Origin of the sequence: Bradyrhizobium tropiciagri (assembly GCF_001189845.1) — a bacterium.
Classification (GTDB): Bacteria; Pseudomonadota; Alphaproteobacteria; order Rhizobiales; family Xanthobacteraceae; genus Bradyrhizobium; species Bradyrhizobium tropiciagri.
The window spans coordinates 1-18,220 of the sequence record NZ_LFLZ01000061.1; the positions used below are offsets into that span (position 1 = coordinate 1).

The following is an 18,220-nucleotide window of genomic DNA, read 5'->3' on the forward strand; positions in this document are numbered from 1 at the left end:
GTTGCGGAAATAGGCGACGCTGCTAATGATGTCCGTCATCCGGGAAACATGGCCGTAAGCTGAATGGGATATCGAGACCGCAAATATCTAGTTTATGCCGTTCTTGGAAGTCGGGTGGCGCCTCCGCCGTGGGTTGAGCGAACTTGGACCCACATATTCAACGCTTTGGACTGTCTTATTCATGTACAGCGCCGCGCAGTGGCGGTGCGTTCAACTCAATTGGACTCGTTGACGGGAACGCCCAATCAGAGGAGAATTTCGTTTGGGCGCATTGGCTGGAACGAACTGGGTAGCAAACGGTGGACTCACGCCGAGAATGGTGTGCTTCTTTCAGGCCGTCAGGCTGCGTTTCTGAATTGCGAAATGTGGGCGCCTTCTTGGTCCATTTGCGGGCGCGACGGACTGGCGCCTGATGTGTACTTTTCCATGATGAGCGAGCCCAATGAGAAACTAAGCTTTAGCTCGACTTGCCTCTTGGCGGTCGCGTCTGACTTGGGTCAACCTGATGAAGCGTGGCAAGCTGCAGATGCTATCGCGGCAACAGTCCAGGCAGTTTTCCGAGCGCATTGCATTCGACAATGGGGCGGCCATCTCCACGACGGAATGCTTCGTCTGAACGCGATCAACGATCTATTGGTCTCAGGCTTGTTTAAGCCCGGCCAGAAACATTTGGCACTACCGTCGCTTGCGGTTCTGCAAGGAACTTGGGCTGCGTTTTAGGCTGTCGAGGCTAAATCGCAATGTCTGCCTCTGGCCCATTTCGGCATTTGCCGCGGTTGCACAAAGGCGGTCGGTATCGGAGCAAAGCGGATATCGCGAACGATTTATGACTACGTGTCCTGGTTCGTAAGCGGTCTCAGCGCGGCGTCAGCTCCGCGCGCAGTGCTGAGAGGATGGTGAGATCAGCGGCGTGCTTGCCCGCCTTGTCAGCCAGCGCGGCGTCGGCGCCGTGGGCCAGCAGCGCTTTCGCGATCGCGGGATGATTGCCTTCGGCGGCGATCATCAGTGCCGTGCGTCCGCGCGCGTCGCGATCGTCGATCCTGGCGCCGGCGTCCAAGAGATACGAAACGACCTCGAGCGCCTGCGCCTCCGGCACGGTCTCATCCGGTCCCGATGCCCACATCAGGAGCGTGAGGTCGTTGGCGTAGCGCGCATTGATGTCGATATCGCGCGCGAGCAGCTGCTTGACAATGCCGAGCTGACCGCCGGCCGCCGCGTACACGACCGGTGGCTTGCCGGTGTCGTCGGCCTTGCCGCCGTCGGCGCCGTGCGCCAGCAGCATCCGCACCACCATGTCCCGGCCGGCATAGGCGGCGGCCGCGACCGGCGATGCGCCGCTCCGTCCGGTGAGATTGACGTCGGCGCCGCGGTCGATCAGGCGCTGCACGATCGCGGTATGGCCGCGCTCGGCGGCAAAATACAGCGCGGTCGATCCGGCAAGGTTGCGCGCATCGACCGGCGCGCCGCGCGCCAGCAGCAGATCGACCATGTCGAGATGGCCGGAGCGGGCGGCGTGGCTCAGCGGCCGTGCGCCGAGCCGGTCCCGCGCGTCGACCGATGCGCCGCCGTCGAGCAGCTCGGTGGCGAGGTTGATGCAATCGGCATCGGCGGCCGCGAACAAGGTCAGCGAGATCTCGATCGCGCTGAGCTGGGCCTTCTCGGCTTCATATTTGCGGATCAGCTCGCGGCACCGCGCCGGGTCGACCGCAGCAGAGCTGCTGTGAACGTGGCCCGCAACAAGCAGCGCGGCGAGAGCGATGCGGCGATACAAGACGTGTCCTCCGGATGGCTGCTGGGCGCATCGCCATCCGGATCGAGCGTCGCATGATCCTTGGTTGCTGCCAAGCCGCGCAGCGATGTAAAGCCGCGCAGCAAGGGCGCTGCGCTCCCTCGCCCCGTTCTTACGGGGAGAGGGTTGGGGTGAGGGGCTCTCTCGGCGCATGAGAGAGCAGACGGATGCGCGGAGACTCCCCCTCACCCGGAACGCATCTGGAGATGCGTCATAGCCGAAGCTCCGCTTCGGCGTTCTGAGGACGGCCGCCGAAGGCGGCCTATGCCTCTCCCCGCATGCGGGGCGAGGTGAAGCAGAGCCCGTCGCCGCTCTAGCCGGTCTGCCCGGTGCTCGCATTCGCGACGGCACGCGCGACGTTGGCGATCACCTCGTTGCACTTCTCCATCGGCGCGCTGGCCCCGGTCAGGTAGACCGTCACCACGATCGGCTTGCGGCCGGGCGGCCAGAACACGCCGATATCGTTGTAGGTGCCGCGCTCGCCGGTGCCGGTCTTGTCGCCGACCCGCCAGTCGCGCGGCACGCCGGCGCGCAGCCGCGCGTCGCCGGTCTTGTTGGCGACCATCCAGTCCACCAGCTTCTGGCGCGAATTGGCCTGCAGGATATCGCCGAGCACCACGCGCTGCAGATTCTTCAGCATCGCGACGGGGCTGGTGGTATCGCGCGGGTCACCGGGCACGGCTTCGTTCAGTTCCACCTCCCAGCGGTCGAGCCGGCTGATATTGTCGCCAATGGTGCGGAAGAAGCTGGTCAAGCCGGCAGGCCCGCCGATCTCACGCAGCAGCAGGTTGGCCGCGGTGTTGTCGCTGAGCGTGATCGCGGCCCCGCAGAGTTCGGCCAACGTCATGCCGGATCCGACATGTTGCTTGGCGACAGGCGCGTAGGCCAAGATATCCTTGGCCTCGACTTGCATCCGTTGATCGAGGCTGGATTCGCCGCGATCGACCCGGTGCAGCACGGCAGCTGACAGCATCGCCTTGAAGGTGCTGCACATCGGGAACCGCTCGTCGCCGCGTTGGCTCGCGCGCAATCCCGTCTCCATGTCGAGCGCGGCGACGCCGAGCCGGCCGCTGGTCGCGAGCTCGATGCGCGCAAACTCCTGCTGCAGCCGCTGCGCCGGCTCGCCTGGTGCTGCCGCCGTACTCTGTCCCGCCGCGGCGCTCTGCCACGGCAGGGTGGTGCAGGACACCGCAAGGCCCAGTGCGCGCAATCCAAATGTTCGTCTCGTCAGCATGTCGAATCTCCCGTTGCGGCGCGAACCTGCCGGGCGGCGTGACGGCGCACAAACGATCATTTATACAACGAGGCATGAGGAAAACTTGGTCATGACGCCATGCGCCGGCATCTCCCGCTGAACGCGTTGCGCGCCTTCGAGGCGTCTGCGCGGCTCTTGAGCTTCACCCGCGCGGGGATGGAGCTGCGCGTCACGCAGACCGCGATCAGCCATCAGGTCAAGCAGCTCGAGGAACTGCTGGGCGCGAGCCTGTTCCGCCGCCTGCCGCGCGGGCTGGTGCTCACCGACGAGGGGTTGGCGCTGTTGCCGGTGCTGTCAGACACGTTCGACCGGATCGGGGCCGCGATCGACCGGATCGAGGCCAAGGGCACGCGCGAGGTCGTCACCGTCGGCTGCGTCACGACGTTTGCGACTGGGTGGCTGCTGCAACGGGTCGACCGCTTCAAGCGCGCGCATCCCTATATCGACCTGCGGCTGCTCACCAACAACAACCGCGTCGACATCGCGGGCGACGGGCTCGATCTTGCGCTGCGCTTCGGCGACGGCTCGTGGCACGGCACCGAGGCGATCCATCTGTTGTCCGCGCCGCTCTCGCCAGTGTGCTGCCCCGATGCAGCGACCCGGCTGCGCAAGCCGTCCGATCTCGCGCAGGAATTTTTGCTGCGCTCCTACCGCGCCGAGGAATGGCCGCTGTGGTTTGCGGTGGCCGCGCGCCGTGTCCGAAAATCCAGGGGCCGATCTTCGACAGTTCGGTTGGTATGGCCGAGGCGGCGGCACGTGGCGTCGGCGTCGGGCTGGTGCCGATTGCGATGTTCGCAAATGAGCTTACCTCCGGCCGGCTGGTGCGGCCGTTCGCGGCCGAGGTGCCGGCGGGGTCGTACTGGCTGACCTGGCTGAAGTCGCGCGAGGTCACGCCGGGCATGCGCGCGTTCCGCGACTGGCTGCTCGATACGCTGCGGGCGGAAGTGAATGAGAGCGAGAAGAGCGCATCGGCTCCGCGGCCAAGGGCCAAGGCAAAGCGCAAGCCGGTAAAGTCCGCGTCGAAGAAGCGTGGTCGCTAGCGGATGTGGCGCAAGCTGCTGCAGCGAGCGGTGCTTATACGATTTCGGAATATTGGAAATGTATCCTTGATTTGCCCGACGTGTCAAGCCGCCTGGTCGGACGCAGGCAGCCGCCAGCTGTTTTGCATGGGGTTGTTTTCGATATTTTGGTCCGTCATGCCCGCGCAAAGGCTCCGCCTTTGTCGCTGGAGGCGCGAGCGGAGCGAGCCTCGAAGGATGCACGGCCCGGCCGGTGGCCGTCGACCCTTCGAGGGCCGCTGAAGAAGCGGCCACCTCAGGGTGACGGTGAGGGAGCATCAGCAGCTTGATCGCCGGAGGAGCGGCCTACGCCAGATGGCACGCCACGAAGTGCCCGTTGCGTCCTTCCCGCAATTCCGGCGACGCTTGCCGGCAGCGCTCTTCGGCGATCGGGCATCTGGTGTGGAAGTGACAGCCCTGCGGGGGATTCATCGGGCTCGGCACGTCGCCCTTCAGGCGGATGCGGTCGCGCTTCGCCTTGGGATCGGCGACCGGCACCGCCGAGAGCAGCGCCTTGGTGTAGGGATGCTGCGGGTTGCGGTAGAGGTCGCTCGCCTTGGCGAGCTCGACGATGCGGCCGAGATACATCACGGCGACACGGTCGGAGATGTGCTCGACGACGGAGAGATCGTGAGCCACGAACAGATAGGTGAGGTTCAGCTCGGCCTGCAGGTCCTCGAGCAGGTTGATGACCTGGGCCTGGATCGAGACGTCGAGCGCCGAGACCGGCTCGTCGCATACGATCAGCTTCGGCTCCAAGGTTAGCGCGCGGGCGATCGCGATGCGCTGGCGCTGGCCGCCGGAGAATTCATGCGGGTAGCGCCGCATGTGCTCGGCCTTCAGCCCGACCTTGACCAAAAGGCTTGCGACGCGGTCCTCGCGCTCGCTGGCTGAGGTCGCGAGGTTATGGATGATGAAGGGCTCGCCGAGGATCGCGCCGACCGTCATGCGCGGGTTGAGCGAGGCGAACGGGTCCTGGAACACCAGCTGCATGTTGCGACGCATGGCGCGCAGATCACCGCTGCCCAAGCCCGTCACGCTCTGGCCGTCGAACACGACTTCGCCCGAGGTCGGCTCGATCAGCCGCAGCACGCAGCGGCCGGTGGTCGACTTGCCGCAGCCGGATTCGCCGACCAGCCCCAGCGTCTCGCCGCGGTTGACCGCAAACGACACGCCGTCGACCGCATAGACCTGGCCGACCTCGCGCGACAGCAGGCCGCCGAGCACCGGAAAATGCTTCTTCAGATTGGAGACGCGCAGCAGCGGCTCGCTCATGACGCGTCTCCGAGGTGGCAGGCCATGCGATGGCCGGGTGCGATCTCGCGCAGGCGCGGCTCCCGTTCGGTGCAGATGCTCATGGCGTGCTTGCAGCGCGGCGCAAACCGGCAGCCCGGCGGCGGATTGATCAGGATCGGCACCGAGCCGCCGATCGCCTCCAGCCTTGTCTTGTGCTCGGCGTCGAGGTCGATGCGCGGGATCGAGCGGATCAGGCCCTGGGTGTAGGGATGGCGCGGGTTGCCGAACAATTCGTCGACCGACGCCTCTTCCACCACCTTGCCGGCATACATCACCACAACGCGCTGCGCGGTCTCCGCGACCACGCCCATGGCATGGGTGATCAGCATCACCGCCATGCCGAAGCGCTCCTTCATGTCCTGCAAGAGGTCGAGGATCTGCGCCTGGATGGTGACGTCGAGCGCGGTGGTCGGCTCGTCCGCGATCACGAGCTTGGGGCGGCAGGCCAGCGCCATCGCGATCATCACGCGCTGGCGCATGCCGCCGGAGAACTGATGCGGATAGTGATGCACGCGGCCCGCGGCATTGGGGATCTGCACCAGCTTCAGCATCTCGATGGTGCGCTCGAGCGCCTGCTTCTTGGTCACCGCCTCGTGGCGGCGCAGGCTCTCGGCGATCTGCTCGCCGATCGTCAGCACCGGGTTGAGCGAGGTCATCGGCTCCTGGAAGATGAAGCCGATCTCCTTGGCCCTGATGTCGTCGAGCTGGTGGCTCGACAGCGGCACCAGATCGCGGCCCTCGAACATGATCTCGCCTGCGACGATCCGGCCCGGCGGCATCGCGATCAGCTTCAGGATCGACATCGCGGTGACAGTCTTGCCGCAGCCGGATTCGCCGACCACGCACAGTGTCTCGCCGCGGTTGATCGAGATGTCGACGCCGTCGACCGCCTGCAGCACGCCGGCGTCGGTGGCGAAATGGGTCTTCAGGCCCTTGATGTCGAGCAGCGCCATCAGATCACCTTGCGCGCGTCGAGCGCATCGCGCAGCCCGTCGCCGATGAAGTTGATGGCGACGACAGCGATGAAGATCGCGCCGCCCGGGAACAGCGCCCAGTGCGGGCCGATGTCGAGGAAATCCTTGGCGTCATACAGGATGCGGCCCCAGGTCGGGGTGTCGGGCGGGAAGCCGAGGCCGAGGAACGACAGCGTCGATTCGGCGATGATCGCGGCGGCGACGTCGATCGTGCCGGCGATGATCACGGGGCCCAGTGCATTGGGCAGGATATGGCGCACCACCTGCCGCACCGGGCTCGCGCCGAGCGCGCGGGCCGCCTCGACGAATTCCTTCTCGCGCAGCGAGAGGAACTGGGCGCGCACCAGGCGGGCGACCGGCATCCAGCGCAGGCCGCCGATGACCAGCACGATCAGGATGAAGATGCCGCCCTCGGGGCCGAACAAGGCCTTCAGCCCGTCGCGGAACAGGTAGATCAGCATCAACAGCAGCGGCAGTTGCGGCAGCGACAGGAACAGGTCGGTCAGCCACATCAGCCCATAGCCCAGCGCGCCGCGCGACATGCCGGCCAGCGCGCCGATCAGCGTGCCGACGAATACCGAGACCAGCATCGCGGCAAGGCCGACCGCGAGCGAGATGCGTCCGCCATAGATCATGCGGGCGAGCAGGTCCTGGCCGAGATCGTCGGTGCCGAACGGATGCGCCAGCGAGGGCCCCTGCAGGCCCGCCACCACGTCAATGTCGCTGATCGAGACGCGCCAGATGAACGGGCCGATCACGACGGCCGCGATCAGCAGCAGCAGCAACACGGCGCTGATCACGGCCGGCCTGTGCCGGCGGTAGCGCCGCCAGGTCTCGCGCCAGGGCGAATAACCGCGCCGCTCAGCGGAAGGAGATGCGAGGGTCAAGCCAGCCATAGAGGACATCTGCGATCAGGTTGAACAGCACCACGAGACACGCGAAGACGAAGGTCACGGCCATCACGACCGGCGTATCATTGGCGAGGATGGAGGAAATCAGGAGCGAGCCGATGCCGGGAATCCGGAAGATCTGCTCGGTGACGATGGCGCCGCCGAACACGGCGGGCATCTGCAGCGCGATCAGCGTGACCACCGGGATCATCGCATTGCGCATCACGTGCTTGACGATCACCTTGGCCTGGCCGAGGCCCTTGGCGCGCGCGGTGGTGACATAGTCGAGCCGGATTACGTCAAGCATCGCCGAGCGCACGAAGCGGGTCATCGATGCCGCCTGGAACAGGCCGAGCACCATCACCGGCATGATGGCCTGCCGGATCATCTCCAGCAGCCAGGGGATGCCGCTTCCCGGCACGCTGGTGTAGACGAAGGGCAGCCAGTCCAGCTTCACCGAAAACACCAGGATGAACAGGATGCCGGTGAAGAAGGTCGGCAGCGAGAAGCCGATGAAGGCGAAGGTGTTGGCGAGCTGGTCGAACAGCGAATAGGGCCGGGTGGCGGCATAGACGCCGACCGGGATCGCGATCAGGAGCGCCAGCAGCTGCGACGAGCCGACCACGTAAAGCGTGGTCGGCAGCCGCTGCAGGATCAGGGTGTCGACATCGACCCGGCTGACGAACGAGAAGCCCCAGTCGCCGTGGACCATTGCCGCGAGCCAGTGCAGGTAGCGGAGATAGATCGGGTCATCGAGGCCGAACTTGGCGCGCAGCGCGGCCTGCACCTCGGGCGGCACGTTCGGATTGGTCGCGAGCTCGCTGAACGGATCGCCCGGCGCGAGCGCCAGCACGACGAACAGCACGAGCGAGATTCCGAGCAGGCTCGGGATCGCGATCATCAGACGGCGCAGGATATATTGACTCATCGAGAGATCATCTAACTAACGCTCGCACCTTGAGCACGTTGATCTTGCTTCCAATCGAAAGGCGAGCTTCACCTCGCCCGGCGTGCGGGGAGAGGTCGAATCAAGTACGGCTTGAATTCCGGGTGAGGGTTCTCAGGCGAATTCACCTTCCAACCCATTTGCGGATGGAGCCCCTCACCCAAGCCTCTCTCCGTAGGAACGGGGAGAGGAAGGAGCACATCTCGAGCCCCCTCATGGCTCAAGTTTCACGATACCAGTCTTGCAGATTGTCGGTTTGGTTGGCCCAGCCGGACAGCGCGGGACGCAGCGTGTTGGAGGAGGCTTCCACCGCAAGGCGATGCATCACGGGGATCATCACATTGTCCTGCCACATCAGGTCATTGCCCTTGATGTAGAGGTCCGCCCGCTTGATCGGATCGGTCTCGGTGTCGGCCGCGTCGACCGCGGCATCGAATTCCTTGTTGGCCCAGCGCGGGAAGTTCGGCCCCTGCCACTTGTTCTCCTTGGTGGAGATATTGCGCGAGTGGTAGCGGCGCATGTGCAAAGCGGGATCGGGCTGCGTCATCGGGATCTGGAACATCTCGAGGTCGGCATAGAAGTGGGCGTAGGTGTCGGGGTTGGCGACGTCGGAGGAGAAGAACACCGAGGCCACCACCGATTTCAGCTCGACGTCGATGCCGGCCTTCTGGCAGGCCTGCTTGACGATCGCCTGGGTCTTCTGACGCGGCCCGTTGATCGAGGTCTGGTACAACAGCTTCAGTTTCTTGCCGTCCTTTTCGCGGATGCCGTCGGAGCCCAGCTTCCAGCCGGCCTGCTCGAGCAGCGCGCTCGCCTTCTCGACCGAGAACTCCCATTTGGTGTTCTTGGAGACGAACTCCTCGGGGCCGTTGAGATAGTTGGCAGTGGTGCGGCCGGCGCGGCCGTAGATCGCCTTCTTGACGGAGTCGCGGTCGACCAGCAGCGCCAGCGCCTGACGTACCTTCGGATCGGACAGGATCGGATGCTTGGTCTTGATCGACGAGCGCTCGCCGTCGACCTCGGTGTTGGGGTCGGTGAAGTTGATCGCAATGAACTCGATGTCGCCGCCGACCGCGAACAGGGCCTTGCCCTTGCCGCCCTTTTCGAGCCGCTGCAGCACTTCGTCCTCGACCTGGATGTTCCAGGCGAAATCATATTCGCCGGTCTGGATCACCGCGCGTGCCGCCGAGACGGCATCGCCGCCACCCTTCATCTCGATCGTGTCGAAATAGGGCCGGTTCGCCATGTGGTAGTCGGTGTTGATCTCGCCGCGGATCAGATCGCCCGGCTTGAACTCGACGAACTTGTACGGGCCGGTGCCGACGGGTTTCAGATTGTTGGGCGCCTCGCGAGACTTGCCGCCCTTGTAATCCGCGAACAGATGCTTCGGGATGATGCAGCCATAGGCCCCGACAAAGGCATTGGCCCAGAACGGTGTCTGCTTCTTGAAAGTGATGCGGATCGTGAGATCGTCGATCTTTTCGACGGTCAGGCCGCTGTAGGTTTCAATCGAGACGGCCGCCGTCGCAGGGTCGCTGGCATATTCCCAGTTGAACACCAGATCGTCGGCCGTCATCGGCTTGCCGTCGTGCCATTTGACGCCCGGTTTGAGTTTCCAGATCACCTGCTTGGCGTCGGCGGAGAGCCCGCCATTCTGGATCGAGGGAATCTCGGCGGCGAGGATCGGGTTGAGATGGCCGTCGACATCCCAGCTTGCCAGCGGTTCGTAGAAGATGCGCGAGCCGTCCTGATCCTTGGTGCCGGTGGCGAAATGCGGATTGAGCAAAGTCGGGCCCTGCCACCACAGCAGCTTGAGCGGGCCGCCGCCGCCGCGCTTGGTCGGCTTGTAGGGGTTGGGGCTCTGCGCCATCGCGACGCCGCCGATCGCCAGAATCTGGTTGGCCATCGGCGCGGTGAGGCCGACGGCAATCATTCGCTTGACGAAGGCGCGGCGGTCCATCCGTCCGTCCTTCACGTCGTCGATCATGCCTCGCAGATTATTGTCGAACATTGTCCCCTCGGTCCGGCTCACGTGTGTTTGCGGCGGGCCTTGGAACCGGCCGCCGTTCTGGCGGCAGATGGCACACCGAATGAACGCGAAGGTCAACGCCTCCCGCCCTTCGGCGTCTAGGTCTTTTGGCTATCGCTTGTGCAGAACCTCGCCTAGGCGCACATCGGTTCAGCATATCGGCGCCAAAGCGCGCTGATGCGTGCCTCGCACTGCGGAAAATTTGTTCGTTATCCTTTGTTCCGAGATGCTTTTTTGCCACGCAACCGTATTTTCGCGCGAAGCGGCCGCCGGCCTGCGCATCGAAGCGCAGGTCCGGCTCTCAGGATGCGGCGCTCAGGCGACCGACATGTCCAACGGCGGTGCAACATTCGCCGGCAGCGGACTGATATAGGGCGTTCGCGTGGTCCGCTTCTTGAGGTCGGCCTTGGCGGCCGCGATCAGCTCCGGCTCCATCAGCGCCTTGACGCCGAGGCCGGCCATCGCCTTGGCGGCCTGCACCATGGCCTTGTGCGCGGCCGGCGTCTTGCCCTGCGCCACAACCTGCCAGGTGTGGAACGGCGTGCCGATTGCAACCGTCGGTGCATGGACCTGCACCGTCGGCACCACCCAGCTGACGTCGCCGACATCGGTCGAGCCGATCAGCGGATTGCGCTTGGCGTCGATCGGCACCAGGAAATCGGCCAGCGGCCGGTCGGTCGGCTCCATGCCGATCGCGTAATAGACCGAGGCGATGTCCTTGTCGGTCAGGGTCGCGCGGATCTTGCCGGCAAATTCCTTGTCGGCATCGTCGAAATGCGGCGGGCCGAGATCTTCCATGATCCGGTGCAGCGTCTCTTCCAGCGGGGTGTTGGGCAGGATGTTGGAGACCGCGGAGATGATCTTCATCTCGACCTTGGTCTCGGTCATCAGCGCTGCGCCCTGCGCGATCTTGTGCACGCGCTCGACCAGCTCGTTCATGCCGGGCAGGTCGCGGGCACGGATCGAGTAGCGCACCCGGGCATGGGCCTGCACCACGTTGGGCGCGATGCCGCCGGTGTCGAGCAGCGCGTAATGCACGCGGGCATCGCTCGGCATGTGCTCGCGCATGTAGTTGACGCCGACATTCATCAATTCCACCGCATCGAGCGCGCTGCGGCCGAGATGCGGCGAGGCCGCCGCATGTGAGGTCCGCCCGGTGAAGATGAAATCGGCCCGGGTGTTGGCGAGTGACGGCGTCACCGCCACCTCCCAGAAACTGTGCGGATGCCAGGTGATGGCGATGTCGGCGTCCTCGAACGCGCCACAGCGCACCATGAAGGCCTTGGCCGCGCCGCCTTCCTCGGCGGGGCAGCCGTAATAGCGCACCCGGCCCGGCACCTTGTTGGCGGCGAGCCAGTCCTTCACCGCGGTGGCGGCGAGCAGCGCGGAGGAACCGAGCAGATTGTGGCCGCAGCCGTGGCCGTGGCCGCCCGTCTCGACCGGACGATGCTCGGCGATGCCGGCCTCCTGGCTGAGGCCGGGCAGGGCGTCATATTCGCCGAGGAAGGCGATGACAGGACCGCCTTCACCCCATTCGCCCATCACCGCGGTCGGAATGTCAGCGAGGTTCTCGGTGATGCGGAAACCCTGATGGCGCAGTTCGGCCAGATGTTCGGCGGAGGAGCGCGCCTCGGTGTAGCAGACCTCGGGCATTGCCCAGACCCGGTCGCTCAATTCGATGAAACGCGGCTTGATCGTGTCGACGCCGCGCCAAACATCACTACGGTTGTCCATTTGCTCCGATCCTCGAGTAAGGCAATCTGAAGCGCAAAACGCTAGCAGCTTGCCGCGCCGCCGCCTAGCGGCTGTCGGCAGGGCAGCTTTTCCGAAAGTCACGTCCTGGTGTGCGGAAATGTGTCCGGCTCGCCAAAACCCCGTCGGACTGAACGACTTCGAGCGCTCCGTAACCTTGCGCGTGCCTTGAGCGATCAGTCTGCCTTCCCTTATGATGTGGCTCGCGAGGACGTGGTCCGACCATGAATGATGCAATTCCGTCTCTGTTGCCGAGAAGTTCGGGCCACCAGTTCGTGATCTATGCCGACGCCTGCTCGGGTGTTGCCGGCGCGCTGCATGAGCGCACTTTCGCGTCGGTCAACAATGTGGTTCGCCGGCTGCATCCGCGGCCCGAATTCATTCTCTTCCCCGGCGACGAGATCATCGGCCTCACCGCTGATGCCAATGCGTTGCGTGCGCAATGGCGGCATTGGTTTGAGGTCGAAATGGGCTGGCTCGACCGCCGTGCGGTGCCGCTGTGGCACACGACCGGCAACCACACCACCTATGACGAGATGAGCGAGGCGGTGTTTCGCGACGTGCTGAAGCTGCCGCGCAACGGTCCGCCGGGTCAGGAGGGCCTGTCCTACTGGGTCCGCCGCGACGATCTCGTGATGGTGTTCGTCCACACATTGTGGAGCGGGCTCGGCGGTGAGGGACACGTCGAGACCGACTGGCTGGACGCGGTCCTCGAACAGCACAAGGACGCGAGATACAAACTGGTGCTGGGTCATCATCCGGTCTACCCCATCAATGGCTACAGCGGCAGCTATCAGCGCGAGATCGGCCACGAATACAGTGCGCGCTTCTGGGACATCCTGGTGCGCGCCGGCGTGACCGCCTATGTCTGCAGCCACATCCTCGCCTTCGATGTTCAGGTCCATCGCGGCGTGCTGCAGATCTGTACGGCGGGCGCAGGCACCGCGCACCGGATGCCCGAAGGCGTCGAATATCTGCATTGCGTGCAGGCGGCGCTCGATCAGGACGGTCTCCGCTATCAGGTGCTCGACACCGACGGCGTCGTGCGCGAGCAGCTTATATGGCCGCTGCCATCTCTCGACCGGGCCGCGTGGTCGCCATTGCCGCGCGGAACCAGCCCCGCGCCATTGTCCGGGACGCCGGCGCCCGCGACGGTGATCGCCCTGAGATTGTCAGGCCGCACCGCGGCGGCAAGCGCCGCGCCGCAAACGCTGCTCTGCACGCCCGTGCCTGACATGATCGCACCGCTCTGGCTCGGCCTGCGCGGGCCGAACCAGACGCTCACCCTGATCCTCGGGCGTGAGCAAGGGCGCAGTCCGCACTACTGGGTCGGTCCGGATTTTGGCGATGAGCGGGATTTCGACCTCGACATCGCCTTCTATCCGGATATGGGACCCGGCGGCGTGCTGTGGCGACGCCGCGGTGACGTCAGTTGGACGTCGTTCGCAGCGATATCGGCGACGGGGCTCGAGCGGTTGTCGTGGCCCGCGCTCTGGAGCGTCGGGTGCGGTCCGCATGGACCGGACGACAGGCGATATGCCGGGCCGCGGCTCGACGTCGCTGCGACTGTTATCGCGGTGTCATAAGGCCCTGCCTTGAGCCAAGTCGGCGAAGCGGGTGGCCTAGTCAGGCTTCTTCGGCTTGCCCCGTTCCACGTCCTTCAATTCGCGATCGATCAGCGTACGGACGCGCCGCTGCGCCAGCAGGCCTAGCCGCACCCGTGTGGTGCCGCGCTTGATCCTGCCATTGATTTCGAATGACCAGCTCCAGAGGTCGGGTTCGATGTTGGTGAGCGTGTATTGAATGTCCCGGTGACGATCGATCAGCTTCTTCATGCCGTTTCTTTTTGTTGGCTGAAGCTTGCATAGCGAGATCGAGACGGCGTCTGTATCCGGACGACTACTTACACATTTGGTCTAGGCGCCGCCCGCGCGACGGAATTTTCGCAAAATCACTGAGTTGGGGGCGTTGTCCCGCTTTCGCAGGTGATGACACCGCGTGACACCTTGAATCGAGAACCATCCGCATCGTCGTCCTGGCGAAAGCCAGGACCCATTACCCGAAAGTTCATTGTTGCGCGATGCTGGGGCCACGATCCCCTTCACAATCCAATGCCGTGGTTATGGGTCCTGGCTTTCGCCAGGACGACGTGTGGGGAGGCCGCCGTGCACGCCTCACAAATTGATCACCCCGCGTCGCGCGGCATGGGCGACGGCATCGGTGCGGCCGGTGGCGTCGAGCTTGTCGAGCAGGGAGCCGACATGAAATTTTGCGGTGTGGACGGAAATCCCGAGCCGCTGCGCGATCATCTTGTTGGATGCGCCTTCAGCCAGCAGCGCCAGCACGTCGAGCTCGCGCGGCGTCAGCTCGAAGTCGCCGCCGGCGGCCTCGCGGTTACGTGCGACGATCGCGGCCGCAGCCTGCTCGCCCGGCGCGGCGAGCCGCAGGCCGGCGACGCCGCCGAGCAACGTCGCCAGCCGGTCGGCGAGGACGGGGTCGTCGATCTCGAGCGCGATGACGATGTCGGCGGCAGGCTCACTGCTCACGTCTCGGGCCTCTCTCCGACTGTGACCTTGAAGGTCATCGGCTCGCCGCCACGATGCACGGTCAGCTCGACGACGCTGCCGACGCTCTGCGGCCCGAGGCCGCGCGACAGCGCCCGCACGCCCGACAGCTTCTCACCGTTGACGGCGATGATCACGTCGCCCTGGCGGATGCCGGCGGTGGCCGAGGGGCCGGCCTTGTCGACATTCATCACCATTGCGCCGAGGCCGTCGTCGAGACGGACCGGCTGCAGCCCGACGCCGAGATATCCGCGCGCGATGCGGCCGCTCTTCTCGAGCTGGGCTGCAACCCGCTCGATGGTGGCGGCCGGGATCGTCAGCACGCGGCGCGGGCCGAGCACCGCCATGCCGAACGGCACGCCCGCGGCATTCAGCGCCAATCCACCCTGCTGGCTGTGCCGCAGCCGGACGTCGAGCTCGATCCGTGCGTCGATCTCGCCGCCGCGCAGGCTGCGCCAGGCGGCGCCCGACCGCGAGACCATGCCGAGCCGCGCGACCGGCGCGCCGCGGTCGGCCGCGACGAGCACCGCGAGCGATCCGAGCGCGGGGATCTCGCTCGACAGCTTGATCGGCGCGACGTCGCCATCGACGCGCAGCAGCGCGATGTCGGTGGTGTGGTCGCGTCCGGCGACGGTCGCCTGGCGGCGGCTGCCATCGGCGAACTGGATTTCGATCTCGCCCTCGTCGGCCAGCGCTTCGTCCGCGGTGACGATCAGGCCCGCATTCCAGACAAAGCCCGAGGCGCGCGCGCGATGCGAATGCACGGAGACGACCGATGGCGCAGCGCGCGCAATGGTCTCCGATAGGGCTGACGACAGCGAGGCAAGGATGTTCGGTTCGGTCATGGGAAACTCCGTTGGCTTCCCGCAATCTGGGATGTTGCGGCCGGCGGCGAAACTGGCCGGATGGGCAGGGCCGGGACGCGTCGCCCGGAACCGCCGCTCAGCCCCGGTCCCGGGTTCTCAAGCCAAGCAGGGCAAAGCCGGCAATCAGCGCGATCACGATCAGCATCCAGATCTGACCCTCGAAGCCGAAGATGTGAAACGGTTGGATCAGAAACTGCACCGCGTGCCCCTTTTCAGGGCACGCTAAGGCTTTCTCGGTCGGAAATATATTATTTTTCTATATATGCCAGCCCGCGGCCGGCCGAATGGTCAATTGGCAACGCTGGTCTCCAGCCGGTTCTCCAGCCGATAGCCAACGCCGGACTCGGTTACCAGCAGACGGGGCTGGTTCGGGTCGGTCTCGATCTTCTGGCGCAGCTTGCGCACCAGGATGCGCAGATACTGGATGTTGTCGCGCTGATTGCCGGTCCAGATCTCCTTCAGCAGCTGATCGTGCGTCACCACCAGACCGACATGGACCGCCAGCACGTGCAGCAGGCGATATTCCTTACGTGTCAGCTTGATCCTGGTCTGGTTTAGCGAAACGGCCCGGCTGGCGAGATCGACGGAGAGCGGCCCGACCATGACGACCGGATTCTCGGTGGCGCTTTTGAAATAGCGCCGCAAGGCGGCATCGCTCCGCGCCAGCAACTCGGCCATGCCGAACGGCTTCACGACATAGTCGTCAGCCCCCGCTTGCAACAGGCGAACCTTTTCGTCCTCGTCGGATTCGACGGAGAGCACGATCACCGGAACGTTGGACCAGGAGCGCAGCCGCTCCAGCGTCTCGCTGCCGTGCAGGTCCGGCAGACCGAGGTCGAGGATGACAAGATCCGGTGCATTGAAGGTCGCGATCTTCAAGCCGTCGGCGGAGTTCTCGGCCTCGACGACGGAGAAGCCGTGGATTTCGAAGCCGGCGCGCAGGAAACGCCGGATCTTCGGCTCGTCGTCGATCAAGAGGACAAGGTTACGCGGATTACTCATCGTCGCAGGTCACCAGTTCCGAATCGATGGCGTGCTGCGCCGATAGCAAGATCGATGCCGTTGTCCCGAGACCCTGGCCGCGGCTCACGACCTCCACAGATCCGTCATGCGCCCTGATGAAGGTCGATGCGATCCAGAAGCCGAGCCCCGAGCCCGGGACGCTCGCCTGGTGCCGGGGGCTGCGGAACGACTTGCGGCCGAGGTGGCGCTGCTCGTCGGGCGTGACGCCGACTCCCTGATCGATGATCGCCATCACGATGCGCCCGGCCTCATGCCGGGTTTGCACGGAGATCGTCGATCCGGACGGGGAGTATTTGGCGGCATTTTCCAGCAGCTGGCCGCAGGCCTCCTCGACCAGGCCGGAATCGACATTGAGCAGCGGGAGATCGTCGTCAAATCCGATCTCGAGGCGGTGCGCCGCCAGCCGCCGCGCCCGGGCCTTGACTGCGGCGTTGACGATGTCGCGCGGGTCGGACCATTCGAGGCGAGGCGTGAGCCCGCCGGCGGTCACACGCGTCGCGTTCAGGAGATTGCGGATGTGACCGTCGAGCCGGACGACCTCGTCCGCGACAGCTTCGGTCAGCGAGCGCAGCCGGTCATCGGCCGCAACGGCCGGCATCTCCCGCATGACGCTCACCGATCCCTGGATGGCGGCGAGCGGTGAGCACAGCTCGTGCGAGAGCGTGCCGTGGAACGCGTCCCGCAACAGCTCGGCTTGCAGATGCAGTCTGGCGTCGTCCATTGCCTTGCCGATATCGAGTCGCTGCAGGGTCAACGAGACCTCCTCGAGCACCGCCTCGATCCGGCGTGCGCGCGACTTGATTGCATCGTGCGTGCCGCGTCCGACATTGATGGCGATGACACCGTGCACCACGGTTTTCGATCCGATGGCACGGAGCAACCACACGTCCTGGGTCTGTTCATCGACGACGCTGCGATCTGTTGCGCCGACGGCGACCATCATCGCCGCCACGCTTTCCTGGACGGAAGGCGGGGCCGCTCCCGATCCCGGCGAGGATTCGAAATGACCTCCAGCGGATGCGACGAAGAGCGCCGCGCGCTGGCCGAGCGTACGCGCCAGATAGTGTCTGATGGCATCGATCAGATCGGAGATCGTGAAGCAGGCGGCAAGACGCTTGGAGAATTCGTAGAGGTGCTGGATCTCCCGCTCCCGGCGCCGCAATCTTTCGGTCTCCTGTTGCAGGCGCGATGCCAGATTGCTGCTCACCAGCGCGACGATCAGGAAGACAAGCAGGTCGATGGCCTCCTGCGGGCTGTCGACCCGAAGGCTGTAGAGCGGCGTGAAAAAGAAGAAGTCGGCGGCGGCGATCGCCGCGAGCGATGCCAGCGTGCCCGACCAGACGCCCCATCGTGTGGCTGCAAAGATCACCGGGATCAGATAGGCGATCGGCACCAGATTCGCCGCGATCGGCTCGTCGAGCGCGAACAGGATCGCGGTGATGATGGCGACCGATCCAACCGACCACAGCAGGGGCAGGACGTCGGTCCACGTGACCCGTCTTGGGCTCGCATCGAAACCCGGCACGAACGCGCGCCCCGCTTCGGCGCGACGCGCGCGGATATCCGCGAGCCGTTGAAACAGGGGCAGGGGATAGATCAAGGATTTTGCCTTCGTAGAGCGAGACACCGGTAGATCCTCGTCACGGCCGTCCCCCGGCCCGCACGAAATCCGCCCCTGCAACATCCGATGGGAAGCGCTGAAGACGCGGGTCCAGCGCCGTCAGAACGGCGCACGCCCTCGCGAATGGTTCAACGTTCGACCGTCGGCTACTGCTCCG

15 protein-coding genes and 1 pseudogene are annotated in these 18,220 nt (G+C 65.2%); 2 read left to right on the forward strand and 14 right to left on the reverse strand.

The genetic code is table 11. From position 1 onward, the window contains the following. Positions 1-856: 856 nt before the first annotated feature. The gene (locus tag AKN84_RS33640) at positions 857-1,771 is read right to left on the reverse strand and encodes an ankyrin repeat domain-containing protein (protein ID WP_050424767.1); all 915 of its coding nucleotides are present in this window, start codon (positions 1,769-1,771) and stop codon (positions 857-859) included. Positions 1,772-2,102: 331 nt separating this feature from the next. Further along, positions 2,103-3,023 carry a class A beta-lactamase gene (bla, locus tag AKN84_RS33645; protein ID WP_050424768.1) on the reverse strand — a complete coding sequence of 307 codons (921 nt, stop codon included), beginning with the start codon at positions 3,021-3,023 and terminating at the stop codon, positions 2,103-2,105. 99 nt (positions 3,024-3,122) lie between these two features. Between bla and AKN84_RS33650 the strand changes: the two are divergent. Continuing rightward, positions 3,123-4,084, forward strand: a pseudogene (locus AKN84_RS33650) (LysR substrate-binding domain-containing protein). 324 nt (positions 4,085-4,408) lie between these two features. Here AKN84_RS33650 and AKN84_RS33655 read toward each other — a convergent pair. From AKN84_RS33655 to AKN84_RS33680, 6 genes are all read right to left on the reverse strand, one after another. Beyond that, positions 4,409-5,377: an ABC transporter ATP-binding protein gene (locus tag AKN84_RS33655; RefSeq protein WP_050424769.1), complete on the reverse strand. Its 969-nt coding sequence runs from the start codon at positions 5,375-5,377 to the stop codon at positions 4,409-4,411. After that, positions 5,374-6,354 carry an ABC transporter ATP-binding protein gene (locus AKN84_RS33660; RefSeq protein ID WP_128971401.1) on the reverse strand — a complete coding sequence of 327 codons (981 nt, stop codon included), beginning with the start codon at positions 6,352-6,354 and terminating at the stop codon, positions 5,374-5,376. Before AKN84_RS33660 ends, AKN84_RS33655 begins: the two co-directional genes overlap by 4 nt. Further along, positions 6,351-7,268 (reverse strand): ABC transporter permease, encoded by a 918-nt coding sequence (locus AKN84_RS33665; protein ID WP_050424771.1) that lies wholly within the window; start codon positions 7,266-7,268, stop codon positions 6,351-6,353. The genes AKN84_RS33660 and AKN84_RS33665 overlap by 4 nt, the downstream gene beginning before the upstream one ends. After that, positions 7,234-8,190, reverse strand: coding sequence for an ABC transporter permease (locus AKN84_RS33670; protein WP_050424772.1), 957 nt, complete (start codon positions 8,188-8,190; stop codon positions 7,234-7,236). The genes AKN84_RS33665 and AKN84_RS33670 overlap by 35 nt, the downstream gene beginning before the upstream one ends. 238 nt (positions 8,191-8,428) lie before the next feature. Beyond that, the gene (locus AKN84_RS33675) at positions 8,429-10,219 is read right to left on the reverse strand and encodes a peptide ABC transporter substrate-binding protein (RefSeq protein ID WP_050424773.1); all 1,791 of its coding nucleotides are present in this window, start codon (positions 10,217-10,219) and stop codon (positions 8,429-8,431) included. Between the two features lie 333 nt (positions 10,220-10,552). Then, entirely contained in the window at positions 10,553-11,971 is a 1,419-nt protein-coding gene (locus tag AKN84_RS33680; RefSeq protein WP_050424774.1) for a M20 family metallopeptidase, read from the reverse strand. A 242-nt stretch (positions 11,972-12,213) separates the two neighbouring features. On the opposite strand from AKN84_RS33680, the gene AKN84_RS33685 reads away from it, so the two are divergent. Next, complete coding sequence (locus AKN84_RS33685; protein ID WP_050424775.1) at positions 12,214-13,575, forward strand: metallophosphoesterase family protein; 1,362 nt, start codon at positions 12,214-12,216, stop codon at positions 13,573-13,575. A gap of 36 nt (positions 13,576-13,611) precedes the next feature. Here the strand turns inward: AKN84_RS33685 and AKN84_RS33690 are convergent, their stop codons facing one another. The 6 genes from AKN84_RS33690 to AKN84_RS33710 all read right to left on the reverse strand — a co-directional run bounded on the left by AKN84_RS33690 (position 13,612) and on the right by AKN84_RS33710 (position 18,069). Continuing rightward, a complete protein-coding gene (locus AKN84_RS33690; RefSeq protein ID WP_050424776.1) occupies positions 13,612-13,824 on the reverse strand; it encodes a hypothetical protein in 213 nt (70 codons plus the stop codon). 339 nt (positions 13,825-14,163) lie between these two features. Next, on the reverse strand, positions 14,164-14,535 hold the full coding sequence (locus AKN84_RS33695) for a response regulator transcription factor (protein WP_050424777.1): 372 nt from the start codon (positions 14,533-14,535) through the stop codon (positions 14,164-14,166). After that, positions 14,532-15,398: a S1C family serine protease gene (locus AKN84_RS33700; protein WP_050424778.1), complete on the reverse strand. Its 867-nt coding sequence runs from the start codon at positions 15,396-15,398 to the stop codon at positions 14,532-14,534. The genes AKN84_RS33695 and AKN84_RS33700 overlap by 4 nt, the downstream gene beginning before the upstream one ends. A 97-nt stretch (positions 15,399-15,495) precedes the next feature. Beyond that, positions 15,496-15,618 (reverse strand): hypothetical protein, encoded by a 123-nt coding sequence (locus tag AKN84_RS50110; protein ID WP_279707939.1) that lies wholly within the window; start codon positions 15,616-15,618, stop codon positions 15,496-15,498. 89 nt (positions 15,619-15,707) lie between these two features. Beyond that, complete coding sequence (locus tag AKN84_RS33705) at positions 15,708-16,421, reverse strand: response regulator (RefSeq protein WP_050424779.1); 714 nt, start codon at positions 16,419-16,421, stop codon at positions 15,708-15,710. Further along, a complete protein-coding gene (locus AKN84_RS33710) occupies positions 16,414-18,069 on the reverse strand; it encodes a DUF4118 domain-containing protein (protein ID WP_210168521.1) in 1,656 nt (551 codons plus the stop codon). The genes AKN84_RS33705 and AKN84_RS33710 overlap by 8 nt, the downstream gene beginning before the upstream one ends. Positions 18,070-18,220 lie beyond the last annotated feature (151 nt).

Excerpts from the sequence above, each read along its gene's own strand:
- bla (WP_050424768.1), bottom strand. The coding sequence starts at position 3,023 with ATGCTGACGAGACGAACATTTGGATTGCGCGCACTGGGCCTTGCGGTG.
- AKN84_RS33655 (WP_050424769.1), bottom strand. The coding sequence starts at position 5,377 with ATGAGCGAGCCGCTGCTGCGCGTCTCCAATCTGAAGAAGCATTTTCCG.
- AKN84_RS33665 (WP_050424771.1), bottom strand. The coding sequence starts at position 7,268 with ATGGCTGGCTTGACCCTCGCATCTCCTTCCGCTGAGCGGCGCGGTTAT.
- AKN84_RS33670 (WP_050424772.1), bottom strand. The coding sequence starts at position 8,190 with ATGAGTCAATATATCCTGCGCCGTCTGATGATCGCGATCCCGAGCCTG.
- AKN84_RS33675 (WP_050424773.1), bottom strand. The coding sequence starts at position 10,219 with ATGTTCGACAATAATCTGCGAGGCATGATCGACGACGTGAAGGACGGA.
- AKN84_RS33680 (WP_050424774.1), bottom strand. The coding sequence starts at position 11,971 with ATGGACAACCGTAGTGATGTTTGGCGCGGCGTCGACACGATCAAGCCG.
- AKN84_RS33685 (WP_050424775.1), top strand. The coding sequence starts at position 12,214 with ATGAATGATGCAATTCCGTCTCTGTTGCCGAGAAGTTCGGGCCACCAG.
- AKN84_RS33690 (WP_050424776.1), bottom strand. The coding sequence starts at position 13,824 with ATGAAGAAGCTGATCGATCGTCACCGGGACATTCAATACACGCTCACC.
- AKN84_RS33700 (WP_050424778.1), bottom strand. The coding sequence starts at position 15,398 with ATGACCGAACCGAACATCCTTGCCTCGCTGTCGTCAGCCCTATCGGAG.
- AKN84_RS33705 (WP_050424779.1), bottom strand. The coding sequence starts at position 16,421 with ATGAGTAATCCGCGTAACCTTGTCCTCTTGATCGACGACGAGCCGAAG.